At 71.9% G+C, this 13,495-nt stretch carries 13 protein-coding genes; 4 read left to right on the plus strand and 9 right to left on the minus strand.

The genetic code is table 11. The annotated features are described in order from the left end of the window. Window positions 1-149 precede the first annotated feature (149 nt). Complete coding sequence (locus tag CP975_RS20570; RefSeq protein WP_150477937.1) at window positions 150-1,124, plus strand: ABC transporter ATP-binding protein; 975 nt, start codon at window positions 150-152, stop codon at window positions 1,122-1,124. Beyond that, window positions 1,111-2,007 carry an ABC transporter permease gene (locus CP975_RS20575; RefSeq protein ID WP_055532501.1) on the plus strand — a complete coding sequence of 299 codons (897 nt, stop codon included), beginning with the start codon at window positions 1,111-1,113 and terminating at the stop codon, window positions 2,005-2,007. The genes CP975_RS20570 and CP975_RS20575 overlap by 14 nt, the downstream gene beginning before the upstream one ends. Window positions 2,008-2,025: 18 nt before the next feature. Here the strand turns inward: CP975_RS20575 and CP975_RS20580 are convergent, their stop codons facing one another. The 4 genes from CP975_RS20580 to CP975_RS20595 all read right to left on the minus strand — a co-directional run bounded on the left by CP975_RS20580 (window position 2,026) and on the right by CP975_RS20595 (window position 5,915). Next, the gene (locus CP975_RS20580) at window positions 2,026-2,622 is read right to left on the minus strand and encodes a flavodoxin family protein (protein ID WP_150477207.1); all 597 of its coding nucleotides are present in this window, start codon (window positions 2,620-2,622) and stop codon (window positions 2,026-2,028) included. Window positions 2,623-2,792: 170 nt separating this feature from the next. Beyond that, on the minus strand, window positions 2,793-4,355 hold the full coding sequence (locus tag CP975_RS20585) for a hypothetical protein (RefSeq protein ID WP_246201577.1): 1,563 nt from the start codon (window positions 4,353-4,355) through the stop codon (window positions 2,793-2,795). A 183-nt stretch (window positions 4,356-4,538) separates the two neighbouring features. Beyond that, window positions 4,539-4,991 (minus strand): VOC family protein, encoded by a 453-nt coding sequence (locus CP975_RS20590; protein WP_055528247.1) that lies wholly within the window; start codon window positions 4,989-4,991, stop codon window positions 4,539-4,541. Window positions 4,992-5,024: 33 nt separating this feature from the next. Then, window positions 5,025-5,915 (minus strand): AraC family transcriptional regulator, encoded by an 891-nt coding sequence (locus CP975_RS20595; RefSeq protein ID WP_055528249.1) that lies wholly within the window; start codon window positions 5,913-5,915, stop codon window positions 5,025-5,027. Between the two features lie 80 nt (window positions 5,916-5,995). On the opposite strand from CP975_RS20595, the gene CP975_RS20600 reads away from it, so the two are divergent. Then, on the plus strand, window positions 5,996-6,874 hold the full coding sequence (locus CP975_RS20600) for an NAD(P)H-binding protein (protein WP_150477208.1): 879 nt from the start codon (window positions 5,996-5,998) through the stop codon (window positions 6,872-6,874). A gap of 73 nt (window positions 6,875-6,947) precedes the next feature. On the opposite strand, the gene rarD is transcribed toward CP975_RS20600, so the two are convergent. Both rarD and CP975_RS20610 read right to left on the minus strand, forming a co-directional pair. Next, complete coding sequence (gene rarD, locus CP975_RS20605) at window positions 6,948-7,931, minus strand: EamA family transporter RarD (RefSeq protein ID WP_055528250.1); 984 nt, start codon at window positions 7,929-7,931, stop codon at window positions 6,948-6,950. Window positions 7,932-8,073: 142 nt separating this feature from the next. Beyond that, window positions 8,074-8,934: an SDR family oxidoreductase gene (locus CP975_RS20610; protein WP_055528251.1), complete on the minus strand. Its 861-nt coding sequence runs from the start codon at window positions 8,932-8,934 to the stop codon at window positions 8,074-8,076. A gap of 91 nt (window positions 8,935-9,025) precedes the next feature. Between CP975_RS20610 and CP975_RS20615 the strand changes: the two genes are divergently transcribed. Continuing rightward, window positions 9,026-9,397: a winged helix-turn-helix transcriptional regulator gene (locus CP975_RS20615; protein WP_055528252.1), complete on the plus strand. Its 372-nt coding sequence runs from the start codon at window positions 9,026-9,028 to the stop codon at window positions 9,395-9,397. A gap of 34 nt (window positions 9,398-9,431) precedes the next feature. Here the strand turns inward: CP975_RS20615 and CP975_RS20620 are convergent, their stop codons facing one another. The 3 genes from CP975_RS20620 to CP975_RS20630 all read right to left on the minus strand — a co-directional run bounded on the left by CP975_RS20620 (window position 9,432) and on the right by CP975_RS20630 (window position 13,427). Further along, on the minus strand, window positions 9,432-10,493 hold the full coding sequence (locus CP975_RS20620) for a 2-oxoacid:ferredoxin oxidoreductase subunit beta (protein WP_055528253.1): 1,062 nt from the start codon (window positions 10,491-10,493) through the stop codon (window positions 9,432-9,434). Continuing rightward, window positions 10,486-12,417 (minus strand): 2-oxoacid:acceptor oxidoreductase subunit alpha, encoded by a 1,932-nt coding sequence (locus tag CP975_RS20625; RefSeq protein ID WP_055528254.1) that lies wholly within the window; start codon window positions 12,415-12,417, stop codon window positions 10,486-10,488. The genes CP975_RS20620 and CP975_RS20625 overlap by 8 nt, the downstream gene beginning before the upstream one ends. A 350-nt stretch (window positions 12,418-12,767) precedes the next feature. Further along, entirely contained in the window at window positions 12,768-13,427 is a 660-nt protein-coding gene (locus CP975_RS20630) for a response regulator transcription factor (RefSeq protein ID WP_030782716.1), read from the minus strand. Window positions 13,428-13,495 lie beyond the last annotated feature (68 nt).

Consider the following 13,495-nt stretch of genomic DNA (forward strand, 5'->3'; position numbering starts at 1 on the left):
CCACGCCGGGCGAGGCGCGGGCGGAGGGTGACGAGGAGCCGTGTGGGGGTGGAGCGCCGGCCGGTGGCGGGGAGCCGCGTGACGGGGGGCCGGTGCGCGGTGCCGACGCGCTCGACGGGCATCTGGAGCCGGGCGGCCGGGATGGACATCTGGAGCCGGACGGCCGGGACGGCGCGGCGTACGTCATCGAGACCCGCGGGCTCACCAAGCGCTACGGCAGGCATCTCGCCGTCGACCGGCTGGACCTCACCGTCCCCGAAGGCAGCGTCTTCGGGTTCCTCGGGCCGAACGGCTCGGGCAAGACGACCACCATCCGCATGCTGATGGGCCTCATCGAGCCGACCTCGGGCACCGCCCGGGTCCTCGGCAGGCCCATGCCGGGCGCCACCCGCGCCGTGCTCCCGCACGTGGGCGCGCTGATCGAGGGCCCCGCCCTCTACGGCTTCCTCTCGGGCCGCGACAACCTCCTGCGGTACGACTCCGCCGACCCGGCCGCCGACCCCCGCACCCGGCGGGCGCGGGCCGATGCCGCCCTTGACCGGGTGGGCCTCACCGCGGCCGCCGGCAAGAAGGCGAAGGCGTACTCGCTGGGTATGAAGCAGCGGCTCGGCCTCGCGGCCGCCCTCCTCCAGCCCCGCAGACTCCTCGTCCTGGACGAGCCGACGAACGGCCTCGACCCGCAGGGCATGCGCGAGATCCGCACCCTCGTGCGGGAGCTGGCGTCCGAGGGCACGACCGTCTTCCTCTCCTCGCACCTCCTCGACGAGATCGAGCAGGTCTGCACGCACGCCGCCGTGATGACCCGCGGCCGCCTGATCACCCAGGGCCCGGTCGCCGAGCTGGCGGCGGGCGCGCGCGGCAGGCTGGTCGTGACGACACCGGACCCGGGCGAGGCGGCCCGCGTCCTGAAGGAGCACGGCGTGCGCGACCTCGTCCTGGCGGAGGACCGCGTGACGGGCGAGCCGCCGGGCGAGGACGACTCGGGCCGGGAGACGGACCTCGCCGATCTGAACGCCGCGCTGGTCGGCGCGGGCGTACGCGTCCGCGGCTTCGGGCTCGAACGGGCCTCGCTGGAGGACGCGTTCGTGGCGCTCACCGGGGAGGGCTTCGATGTCGCGGGCTGAGGTCGTGGACGTATCAAGGGCGGGCGCCCCGAGGGAGCCGCGGTGGATCTGGACGCTCGGCCTCTTCCGCAGCGAGCTGGCGATCACCTTCCGCCGCTGGCGGACCATCGCGCTGCTCGGCGTGCTCGCGGCGGTGCCGGTGCTCGTCGGCGTCGCCGTCAGGATCGAGACGAGCGACGGTTCGACGGTCGGCGGGGGCGGTGAGGGCGGCGGCCCCGCGTTCATCGCGCAGGTCACCAACAACGGCCTGTTCCTGGTCTTCACCGCGCTCGCCGCGACGCTGCCGTTCTTCCTGCCGATGGCGATCGGCGTGGTCGCGGGCGACGCCATCGCGGGCGAGGCGAACGCGGGCACCCTGCGCTATCTGCTGGTCGCGCCCGCGGGACGCACCCGGCTGCTCCTCGTCAAGTACGCGACCACGCTGACGTTCTGCCTGGTCGCGACGTTGGTCGTCGCCGTGTCCGCGCTCGCGACGGGCGCGCTGCTGTTCCCGCTGGGCGAGGTCACGACGATCTCCGGTACGCGCATGGGCTTCGGCGAGGGGCTGGTGCGGGCCCTGCTCATCGCGCTCGTCGTCGCCGCGTCACTGATCGGAGTGGCGGCGCTCGGCCTGTTCGTCTCGACGCTCACCAGCAGCGGCATCGCGGCGATGGCGACGACGGTCGGGCTCTTGATCACCGTCCAGATCCTCGACCAGATCCCGCAACTGGACGCCCTGCACCCCTACTTCTTCTCCCACTACTGGCTGTCCTTCGCCGATCTGATGCGCGAGCCCGTCTACTGGGACGACCTCATCAAGAACTTCCAGATCCAGGGGCTCTACGCCGCCGTCTTCGGCTCGGCGGCGTGGGCGCGGTTCGGGGCGAAGGACATCATGGCGTGAGCCGGGCGCCCGCCGTCCTCACGCCTTGTCGTAGGGGTAGCGGGCCAGCGGCGGCTCCTGCGCGAAGAACGTCTTGGCGCGCAGCAGCGCCTGCTCGTCGTCCAGGACGTTGCCGGGGCGGCTGCCGTTGCCGAGCAGGACCCCGCCGAAGCGCATGGGGAAGAACGCGGCGGTGTGGTTCAGCGTGCCGATCAGCGGCTCGGCCACCTCCTCCTCGGAGTGCGCGAGCGCGGTCACGCCCCACAGGGTGCGGTCCTTCAGCGACTCCTGGAACGCGATCTCGGGGGTCTCCAGCCAGGCGTCCCAGTAGTCGAGGTAGCGCTTGACGGTCGCCGACACCGAGTACCAGTACAGCGGCGAGACGATGACGATGTCCGTGGCCGCGAGGGTGGCGTCGAGGAGCAGCGCCTCCTGATCGCCTTCGGGGCGGGTCCGGGCGCGGGGGCGGGTGGCGTCGTGCCGCAGGTCCTCGAAGTCGGGGAGCGGGTGGTCGGCGAGGTGGATCCAGCGCTGCTCGACCTCCGCGGGCAGCTGCTCGGCGGCCTTGCGGGCCAGGATCTCGGTGTTGCCCTCGCGGCGGGCGCTGCCGACGACGAAGAGGAACGAGCGGGTCATGGGTATCCCCCTGGGTGTGGCCCGGTGCGACCGGGCGCGGCAATTACTTGCACGCGCACTATATGCATGCGCAAGCAATGTCGTCCAGGGGGTGGGCGGGGGGGGCGGGCACGGACCGGGCGAGGCCGGTGTCAGCGCCCCGGGTTCTCGGGGCGCGGGGGCTTGAACCCTTACGGGCGTACGTGGATGACCCACCCGGAGGCGTACGTGCCGGGCACGGCGTGGTGGGGCCAGTCGCGCGCCCAGTGCGGGGGCGCCGCCCTGCGCAGCACGAGGGCGTCCGGCGCACGCGGATCGCCCGCCGGGCCGCCGGGCGCGCATCCGGCGACGTGGGCGAGCGGGATGACGGCGGTGTTGCCGTCCAGCACGCAGGGTTCGTCGGCGTCGCTGCCGCTCCGGGAGCCGTTGCCGACGCCGTGCCGCTCGAGCGCCTCGGCGATCCGCGTCCAGTCGCCTCGGGCGCCCGCCTGGATCGTGGCGTTGCCGTGAGCGAGGAGGACCTGCACGGCCAGGTGTCCGCCGAGCACGAGGCCCGGCACGACGACACCGGCCCACCGCGGCCGGGACGCCCGTGCGTAGCCCAGCAGGGTGAGGAGGCCCAGGGCGGCGGTGGGGGCGAGCAGGGCGTGGGTGGGGAGGAGGAAACGGGGGGCGGCGTAGGGGACGAGGAGGAGATAGGGCAGGGCGATGGCGAGGGCGGTGAGGAGGGGGAGGGCGGTGGTGGGGGTGCGTGGGCCATCGGGCTGACGGAGGGACTGATGGGCTCCGGGCCCGCTCCCGCTCTTGACCACGGAGTCGCGGCGCAGGGCCCACAGGCCGACGGCCACCAGGAAGCACAGCAGGAGCCACCACTCCGCCGCCACGGGACGGATGCCGTCGTTGTCGCAGGGGCGGCAGAGCAGGGGCCCGTCCATGACCGTGAGGTGGTGGACGAACGAGAGCAGCGGGCGCAGATCGCCCTGCACCTCGCTGGCCTCCGTCAGGCGTTCGCGGACGCCGCCGAAACGGACGTACGCCTCGACGACCCAGGGCAGCGCGCCCGCCGCGAGCCCTGCGAGCACGGCCGTGACGCGGCCGCGCTCCCGCCAGGCGGGCACCAGCAGGACGGCGAGGAGCAGGGGCAGCCCTATGGCGAAGCCGTCGTTGGGCCGCATCAGGGTGGCGAGGGCGACGCCCGTCGCGACCCCCGCGTACGTGAGGGGCGTCTGCCGCGACCTGAGGAAGAGGCCGACCGCGCCTACGGCGCCCATGGCGGTGTAGTGGTTGGGCATCGCCGCGCTCGCGTAGAAGAGCGTGATCCACAGCCCGCCGTAGAGCGCGGCGGCGACCGGGGCCACCGAGGGTCGGTACGCGGCGCGCAGCCAGGGCCGAAACCCCAGGTACAGGGCGGCGGTCGAGAGCAGCGTCAGCCACACCCGCAGGAGTACGACGGAGTCGCTCCAGAGGGCCACGGGCGCGATGAGGAACGGCACTCCGCGGGTGCGGGGCGCGCTGAAGGGGGTGGCGGGCCCGTAAGGGGAGTACCGGCTGGCGTAGACGAGTTCGTCCCAGCCGAGAGGCAGGGTGAGCGGTACGAGGACCGCCGACAGCAGGGCGAAGGCGCAGCAGACGCCGAGCAGGAGCCGGTGGGCCCGGAGCACGGCTCCGTCACGGGCTCCGGCATGCCCTGCGGCCCCCTCGCCGACCGCGGGCTCCTCACCGGCCGCGCCCCCCGCGCCCCTCCTGACGCTCACCCGCTCCTCGGCGCTCACCGTGTCCTCGCCGACGCGATCTCCACGAGCCGACCGTTCATGGCCATAGGGGACGGCCTCCTCGCTGGCAGAGATGGCGGAGATGGCAGAGATGGCGGGCGCCTCGCTGACGTCAGGTCAGGGAGGAAACGTCACCGCAAGCTTGCCATCGCCGACCCGTCACCCCTAGTGGACACAGAATTCGTTCCCCTCCGGGTCCCGCATGATCACCCACTCGCCGCCCGGTTCCTCGACGTGCCGCTCGACGGCCGCGCCGAGTCCTTCCAGGCGGGCCACCTCCTCGTCCCGGCGCCCGGGTGCGGAGTGCACATCGAGGTGCAGCCGGTTCTTGCCGGTCTTGGTCTCCGGGACGCGCTGGAAGAGGATCCGGCGGCCGAGGCCCACCCCCGTCTCCTCCTCGTAGGGGTCATCGGGGTGCCGTACGGCGATGAGGTCGCGCCAGGCGCGGCGGCCGCGGAAGTCGACGGCCGCCTCCTCGGGCACCGCGCCGAAACCGAGGAGACGCTCGATCAGCGCGCTGTTGTCCTCGACCTCGTACCCCAACGTCTCGCCCCAGAAGGCGGCCTGGGCATGCGGGTCGGTCGCGTCGATGACTAGCTTCCAGTGCAGGGTGGTCATGTAACTAGTTATACCGGTTACGCGGGAGGCGGGTCACGCGGAGCGCGCGCTCAGAGCGCGTGGGTTCTCGCCGCGGGACGTCGCCAGCGAGGCGCGGTAGCCGCTCGGAGCGATGCCCCGGATCCGCTTGAAGGCGTCGCTGAAGCCGAACCCGTCGGCGTACCCCACCTGCCCCGCCACCGAGGCGACCGTCGCGCCGGGCTCGGCGAGCAGTTCGGCGGCGAGCGTCATGCGCCACTCGGTGAGGTAGGCCATCGGGGGCCTGCCGACCAGGTCGGTGAAGTTCCTGGCGAACGCCGCGCGCGAGACCTGGGCGCGCGCGGCGAGCGCCGCCACCGTCCAGGGCCGGGCCGGCTCGTCGTGCATGGCGTGCAGCGCGGGGCCGACCACGTCGTCGCCGAGCGCGCGGTACCAGGCGGGAGGGCAGGCCTCGGGCAGGTCGAACCACTCGCGCAGAGTGCAGGCCAGCATCCAGTCGAGCATCCGGTCCATCACGTACTGCCGTCCCGGCCGGTCGGCGGCGATCTCGGCGGCGATCAGCTCCACGATGGGCATGCACTCCTCGCCGGCCGGCACGGTGAGGAGCGGCGGCAGGGCGCTGATCAGCCGCCGCCCGACGGAACTGTCCAACTGGTAGGCGCCGGTCACCAGTTCGCACCCGGCGCCGGGCTCCGCCGCGCCGGGCTCCGCGGCGGCCAGCGTGAACGGTGCGTTCGTGCACACGATCGCGGCGCCGCCCTCCCGAAGGGTCCGCGGCTCGCCCGCCCCCGCGACGGCGATCCGCGCCACGCCCCGCACCACCGTGATCAGTTCGAGCGCCACCCCCTCGGCACGGCGCGTCTCCCAAGGGCGCGTCAGCACCGTCCGGTTGAACAGCGCGCCGTCCGCGCGCACCCCTCGCAGCAGATCCCCCAGAGCGTCCATGGCCCCACGGTAGACGGACGCCCATGCCGCCAAGACGGATGCCCATGTCGCCGAGACGCCTGGGGCAGTTGGCTGAACGCATGACCGACAACGCGCAGCACCCCACGACCACCGCCGCCGCCCACACCCCCGCTCCCGGCCGCCCCATCCTCGTCCTCGGCGCCACCGGCAAGACCGGCCGCCGCGTGGTGGCCAAGCTCCGCGCGGCGGGCCGCACCGTCCGCGCCGCGTCCCGCACCGCGGAGACCCCCTTCGACTGGACCGACCGCGCCACCTGGGCCCCCGCCCTGGCCGGGGTGGGCGCCCTTTACCTGGTCGGCCCGCCCGACCCCGAGCCGATCGCCGACTTCGTCGCGCAGGCGAAGGCGGCGGGCGTACGCCGCTTCGTGGTCCTGTCCGGCCGGGGCATCGAGGTCTACGGCGACTCCTTCGAACCGTCCATGGCGGAGGCCGAGCGGGTGGTCCGCGAGGCCGGCGTGGACTGGACGGTGATCCGCCCGAACAACTTCTCCCAGAACTTCGACGAGGACGTCTTCCACGCGCCCCTGCTCGAAGGCCGCCTCGCGCTGCCGGTCGGCGACGTGCCGGAGCCGTTCATCGACGTGGAGGACATCGCGGAGGTGGTCGCCGCCCTTCTCACCGAGGACGGGCACACAGGTCGTACGTACGAACTCTCCGGGCCGCGCTCGCTGAGCTTCGCCGAAGCGGTGGCGGAGATGGCGGAGGCGTCGGGGCGGCCGATGCGGTTCGAGGACGTCACGGAGGAGGCGTACGTGGCCGAGCTGATCGGCCGGGGCCTGCCCGAGGAAGCCGCCACGTCACTGGCGGAGGTGCTCGCCTTCCTGGCCGGGGGCCACAACTCCGCACCCGTGTCCGGCGTCCGCGACGTACTCGGCCGCGAGCCCCGCGACTTCACCGAGTACGCGAAGAGGGCCGCAGCGGCGGGCGCGTGGGGTTAGAGCCGGCGGTGGCAGCCGCGACCGTTGGGGCAACTGTGCCCGCTGTGCCCGCTCGCGGGGAGTGCCCCGCGGATCAGGCCGCCGGCTCCCGCTCGCCGTCGACCGCGGGCGGCGCGACCGCCGCGGTCCGCCGGGCGGCGGCGATACGGGCCGCGTTGCGACGGGCCGTTCGCAGCGCGTCCCACGTCAGCAGCGAGAGTGCCAGCCACACCAGCCCGAAGCCCGCCCACCGCTCGGGCGGCATCGCCTCGTGGAAGTACAGGATCCCGAGCAGGAACTGGAAGACGGGCGCGAGGTACTGGAGCAGCCCCAGCGTGGAGAGCGGGACTCGGATCGCCGCCGCCCCGAAGCAGACCAGGGGAGCGGCGGTCACCACGCCGGTCGCGGCCAGCAGCGCCGCGTGCCCGGCGCCCTGCGTGCCGAACGTGGCCTCACCCCGCGAGCCGAGCCACACCAGATAGCCGACGGCGGGCAGGAACTGCACGGCGGTCTCGGCCGTGAGCGACTCCAGACCGCTGAGGTTGACCTTCTTCTTCACCAGGCCGTACGTCGCGAAGGAGAAGGCGAGGCAGAGCGAGATCCACGGCGGCTGTCCGTAGCCGAAGGCCAGCACGAGGACCGCCGCGAACCCGACGGCGACGGCCGCCCACTGCACCGGCCGCAGCCGCTCGCCGAGCAACAGGACGCCCATCGCGATGGTGACCAGGGGATTGATGAAGTATCCGAGGGAGGCCTCGACGACGTGGCCGGTGTTCACGGACCAGATGTAGACGCCCCAGTTGAGGGTGATGACCGCCGCGGCGATCGCCACCAGGCCCAGCCTGCGCGGCTGGCGCACCAGTTCGCGCGCCCAGCCCCAGCGCCGTACGAAGAGCAGCACGACGCCCACCACGACGAGCGACCACGCCATGCGGTGCGCGAGGATCTCGGCGGCCCCGGACGGTTTGAGGAGCGGCCAGAAAAGAGGGACGAGGCCCCACATCCCGTAGGCCGCGAAACCGTTCAGCAGCCCAGTGCGCTGCTCACCCCTGGCCTGTCCGGCTTCCCCGCTGTCCACGGCCCCTCCTCGGCACACGGCAGTCCGACGCTGCCTGCGGGCCCGTGTCGGAACGCGGACCCGCACCGAAGGTAGCGCCGGGAGCCCCCGTCTGTCATGCCTGTATGCCCATGACGCTCCTGACGCGGCCGGGAGCCGCGTGTCAGCCCCGCAGCCCCGCGGACACCGCGTCGGCGAGCGGCGTGGTCGGCCGCCCGATCAGCCGGGCCAGGTCGCCGGTCGTCCCCGCGAGGCGCCCCCGGCCGACGGCCGCGTCGACGTCCACGAGGATCGCCGCCATGGGCTCCGGCACTCCCGCCCCGGTCAGCACCGCGAGATGCCGCTCGGCGGGCACGTCGGTGTAGGAGATGCCCTTGCCGCTCTGCGCCGCGACCTCGGCGGCGTACTCGGCCATGCTCCACGCGACATCGCCGCTCAGCTCGTAGGCCTTGCCCTCGTGGCCCTCGCCGGTCAGGACGGCGACGGCGGCCGCGGCGTAGTCGGCGCGCGCGGCGGAGGCGACCCGGCCCTCGCCCGCGGAGGCGATGACGGTGCCGTGTTCGAGGACCGGGGCCAGGTGCTCGGTGTAGTTCTCGTGGTACCAGCCGTTGCGCAGGAAGGTGTACGGCAGGCCGGACTCGACGATCAGCCGCTCGGTGACCTTGTGCTCGGCCGCCAGGTCGAAGTCGGCGTCGGGCCCGCCGAGGATGCTCGTGTAGGCGAGGAGCGCCACGCCCGCCTCGCGCGCCGCGTCGACCACCGCGCCGTGCTGCGCCACCCGCCGCCCGACCTCACTGCTGGAGACCAGCAGCACGCGGTCGCCCGCGGCGAAGGCGCCGCGCAGGGTCTCGGGGGCGTTGTAGTCGGCCGCCCGCAGCTCGACGCCGCGCTCGGCGAGGTCGGCGGCCCTGTCCTTGTCGCGTACGACGGCGGCGATCTCCCCGGCGGGGACACCGGCGGTGAGCAGGCCCTCGATGACGAGGCGGCCGAGGTGTCCGGTGGCTCCGGTGATGACGAGGCTCATGTCTGAAATCTCCTGTTCGAAGCGGTCTGACACTCACCCTAGGCCCGGCACTAACTATCCGTAAGTACCCACTTTGAAGTAAGGTACTGGTATGTCCGTAAGTAGCTGGAGCCGCGACGGCGAGGAGATGTGCCCCTATCGCCTGGTCCTGGAGCACGTCACCAGCCGCTGGGGTGTCCTCATCCTGATCGCGCTCGAAGAGCGCTCGTACCGCTTCAGCGAGCTGCGCCGCGCCATCGGCCGCGTCAGCGAGAAGATGCTGACCCAGACCCTCCAGACCCTGGAGCGCGACGGCCTGGTGCACCGCGACGCCAAGCCCGTCATCCCGCCCCGCGTCGACTACTCCCTGACGGACCTCGGCCGCGAGGCCGCCGAGCAGGTCAGGACCCTCGCGGCCTGGACGGAACGGCGCATGGACGACGTGGAGAAAGCGCGGCGGGAGTACGACGAAGCCCGGCTCTGACGATCCAGAACCGGGCTTCCTTGCCGGACAGGCTCTAGCCGACGACCGTCCACGTGTCGCCGCCCGCGAGCAGCGCCGCGAGGTCGCCCTTGCCGTTCTGCTCGATGGCGCTGTCGAGCTGGTCGGCCATGAGCGTGTCGTACACCGGACGCTCGACGTCGCGGAAGACGCCGATCGGGGTGTGGTGCAGGGTGTCCGGGTCGGCCAGCCGGGAGAGGGCGAACGCGGTCGTCGGGGACGCGGAGTGCGCGTCGTGGACGAGGATGTCGCGCTCGTTCTCCGGGGTGACCGCGACGACCACCAGATCGCCGGTCAGCGGGTCGCGCACGACGCCCTTGGAGCTGTCGGTGCCGAAGCGGATCGGCTGCCCGTGCTCCAGGCGGATCACCGCCTCCTCGGCCTGCTGCTTGTCCTTGAGGACCTCGAAGGCGCCGTCGTTGAAGATGTTGCAGTTCTGGTAGATCTCCACCAGCGCCGTGCCCGGGTGGTCGGCGGCCTCGCGCAGCACCGACGTGAGGTGCTTGCGGTCGGAGTCGACGGTGCGGGCGACGAAGGACGCCTCCGCGCCGATGGCGAGGGAGACGGGGTTGAAGGGCGCGTCCAACGATCCCATCGGCGTCGACTTGGTGATCTTGCCGACCTCGGAGGTGGGGCTGTACTGCCCCTTGGTGAGGCCGTAGATCCGGTTGTTGAAGAGCAGGATCTTCAGGTTCACATTGCGGCGCAGCGCGTGGATGAGGTGGTTGCCGCCGATGGACAGCGCGTCGCCGTCACCGGTCACCACCCACACGCTCAGGTCGCGCCGCGAGGAGGCGAGGCCGGTGGCGATGGCCGGGGCGCGGCCGTGGATGGAGTGCATCCCGTACGTGTTCATGTAGTACGGGAAGCGGGAGGAGCACCCGATCCCGGAGACGAAGACGATGTTCTCCTTCGCCAGGCCGAGATCCGGCATGAAGCCCTGCACAGCGGCCAGCACGGCGTAGTCACCGCACCCCGGGCACCAGCGCACCTCCTGGTCGGACTTGAAGTCCTTCATGGACTGCTTCGCCTCGGCCTTGGGAACCAGCTTCAGCAGACCATTGCCGGCGTCAGTCATCGATGGCCTCCTTGAGAGCCGTGGCGAGCTGCTCGGCCTTGAACGGCATTCCATTGACCTGGTTGTACGAGACCGCGTCCACCAGGTACTTCGCCCTGATGAGGGTGGCGAGCTGACCGAGGTTCATCTCGGGGATCACCACCTTCTCGTAACGCCCGAGGACCTCGCCCAGGTTCCGCGGGAACGGGTTCAGATGGCGCAGATGGGCCTGGGCGATGGGCACACCGGCCGCGCGCAGCCGCCGGACCGCCGCGGTGATCGGCCCGTAGGTCGAACCCCAGCCGAGGACCAGCGTGGTGGCGTCCCCGCGCGCGTCGTCGACCTCCAGGTCGGGGACCTGGACGCCGTCGACCTTGGCCTGGCGGGTGCGGACCATGAAGTCGTGGTTGGCCGGGTCGTACGAGATGTTGCCCGTGCCGTCCTGCTTCTCGATGCCGCCGATCCGGTGTTCGAGCCCGGGTGTGCCGGGGACCGCCCAGGGGCGGGCCAGGGTCTGCGGGTCGCGCTTGTACGGCCAGAAGACCTCGGTGCCGTCGTCCTCCGTGTGGTTGGTCCCCGAGGCGAACTGCACGCGCAGGTCGGGCAGTTCGTCCACGTCCGGGATCCGCCAGGGCTCGCTGCCGTTGGCCAGATAGCCGTCGCTCAGCAGGAAGACCGGCGTCCGGTAGGTGACCGCGATCCGGGCGGCCTCCAGAGCGGCGTCGAAGCAGTCCGCCGGGGTCCTCGGCGCCACGATCGGCACCGGCGCCTCACCATTGCGGCCGTACATCGCCTGGAGCAGGTCGGCCTGCTCGGTCTTGGTCGGCAGACCGGTGGAGGGGCCGCCGCGCTGGATGTCCACGATGAGCAGCGGCAGTTCGAGCGAGACGGCGAGGCCGATGGTCTCCGACTTCAGTGCCACACCGGGCCCCGAGGTCGTCGTCACCGCCAGCGAGCCGCCGAACGCCGCGCCGAGCGCCGCGCCGATCCCGGCGATCTCGTCCTCCGCCTGGAAGGTGCGCACCCCGAAGTTCTTGTGCTTGGACAGCTCGTGGAGGATGTCCGAGGCGGGCGTGATGGGGTACGAGCCGAGGTACAGCGGCAGATCGGCCTGGCGGCCGGCCGCGATCAGGCCGTACGACAGTGCGAGGTTCCCGGAGATGTTGCGGTAGGTGCCGGTCGGGAACGCCTTCGCGGCCGGGGCGACTTCGTAGGAGACCGCGAAGTCCTCGGTGGTCTCGCCGAAGTTCCAGCCCGCGTGGAACGCCGCGATGTTCGCCTCGGCGATGTCGGGCTTCTTGGCGAACTTGGTCCGCAGAAACTTCTCGGTGCCCTCCGTCGGCCGGTGGTACATCCACGACAGCAGGCCGAGCGCGAACATGTTCTTGGAGCGGCCCGCGTCCTTGCGCGAGAGGTCGAAGTCCTTGAGGGCCTCCACCGTCAGCGTGGTCAGCGGCACGGGGTGCACGCTGTAGCCGTCCAGGGAGCCGTCCTCCAGCGGCGATACGTCGTAGCCGACCTTCTGCATCGCCCGCTTGGAGAACTCGTCGGTGTTGACGATGATCTCGGCGCCGCGCGGCACATCGCCGATGTTCGCCTTCAGTGCCGCCGGGTTCATCGCCACCAGGACGTTCGGCGCGTCACCCGGCGTGAGGATGTCGTGATCGGCGAAGTGCAGCTGGAAGGAGGAGACGCCCGGCAGGGTGCCGGCGGGCGCCCTGATCTCGGCCGGGAAGTTCGGCAGCGTCGACAGGTCGTTGCCGAAGGACGCGGTCTCCGAAGTGAAGCGGTCACCCGTGAGCTGCATCCCGTCACCGGAGTCACCCGCGAAGCGGATGATCACCCGGTCCAGGCGCCGTACGTCCTTCTCACCCGCGGGCTTGCGTTGCTCTCCGACGCGTGCCCCGTCGGCCTGCTCGGCTTGGCTACTGACCTGGCTGGTCACTGAACTGGACCTCCCTCGAGGCGGCTGAGGGATAACGCCGGGACGCCCGGCGTTCCCAAGGCCCACCCTACGTCTGTAAGGGGTGCCTTCCTCGGGTAGATCGCATTTTGGACGTCCTTTTGAGACGCATCGATGTCCTGGTTTGCCATGATTTGCCTTACCCCCCGGCCCTTCATAGATGACGCTCCCCGCTCATCCTTCGGTTCTAGGACTGTCTTGGCGTGGCGCTGATCTCCGGTCTGGCTCTGGTCTGGCTGTGGTCTGGCTCTGATCTCCGGCGTGGCTCGGCCCGGCTCGGCTACGGCTTCCGCCCTTCCGGCCCTGCCGATCACTGGCAGGGTGTCAGCTCGTCATGAGTTCAGGTAGGTGAGGACCGCCAGCACGCGGCGGTGATCTCCGTCACTCGGGGACAGCCCGAGCTTCAGGAAGATGTTGCTCACGTGCTTCTCGACGGCGCCGTCGCTCACCACGAGCTGCCGGGCGACCGCCGAGTTCGTCCGGCCCTCGGCCATCAGACCGAGTACCTCGCGCTCGCGCGGGGTAAGCCCCGCGAGGACGTCCTGCTTGCGGCTGCGGCCGAGCAGCTGCGCCACGACCTCCGGGTCGAGCGCCGTACCCCCCTCGGCCACCCGCACCACCGCGTCCACGAACTCGCGGACCTCGGCCACCCGGTCCTTGAGCAGATAGCCCACGCCCCGGCTCGACCCGGCGAGCAGCTCGGTGGCGTACTGCTCCTCGACGTACTGCGAGAGGACCAGCACCCCGAGCCCCGGATGCTGGTGGCGCAGGTACACCGCGGCCCGCACCCCCTCGTCGGTGTGGGTCGGCGGCATCCGCACATCGGCGACGACCACGTCCGGCAGGGCGTCCTGCGCCGCGAGGTCCGTGATCGTCTTGATCAGCGCCTCGGCGTCGCCCACCCCGGCGACCACGTCGTGTCCGCGGTCGGTCAGCAACCGGGTCAGGCCCTCCCTGAGCAGCACTGAATCCTCGGCGATGACCACCCGCACTTTGTCCTCCACTGTTTTCGGCCCCCCGGGCGCGCTTGTCCGACCGGCCCCGGCCCGACGTCCATCGC

This window comes from Streptomyces alboniger (assembly GCF_008704395.1).
In the GTDB taxonomy this organism is placed as follows: Bacteria; Actinomycetota; Actinomycetes; order Streptomycetales; family Streptomycetaceae; genus Streptomyces; species Streptomyces alboniger.

Bases quoted from the DNA above. Each gene is read 5' to 3' on its own strand.
- CP975_RS20575 (WP_055532501.1), top strand. From the start codon at position 1,111: ATGTCGCGGGCTGAGGTCGTGGACGTATCAAGGGCGGGCGCCCCGAGG.
- CP975_RS20615 (WP_055528252.1), top strand. From the start codon at position 9,026: ATGTCCGTAAGTAGCTGGAGCCGCGACGGCGAGGAGATGTGCCCCTAT.
- CP975_RS20620 (WP_055528253.1), bottom strand. From the start codon at position 10,493: ATGACTGACGCCGGCAATGGTCTGCTGAAGCTGGTTCCCAAGGCCGAG.
- CP975_RS20600 (WP_150477208.1), top strand. From the start codon at position 5,996: ATGACCGACAACGCGCAGCACCCCACGACCACCGCCGCCGCCCACACC.
- CP975_RS20590 (WP_055528247.1), bottom strand. From the start codon at position 4,991: ATGACCACCCTGCACTGGAAGCTAGTCATCGACGCGACCGACCCGCAT.
- CP975_RS20610 (WP_055528251.1), bottom strand. From the start codon at position 8,934: ATGAGCCTCGTCATCACCGGAGCCACCGGACACCTCGGCCGCCTCGTC.
- CP975_RS20595 (WP_055528249.1), bottom strand. From the start codon at position 5,915: ATGGACGCTCTGGGGGATCTGCTGCGAGGGGTGCGCGCGGACGGCGCG.
- CP975_RS20580 (WP_150477207.1), bottom strand. From the start codon at position 2,622: ATGACCCGCTCGTTCCTCTTCGTCGTCGGCAGCGCCCGCCGCGAGGGC.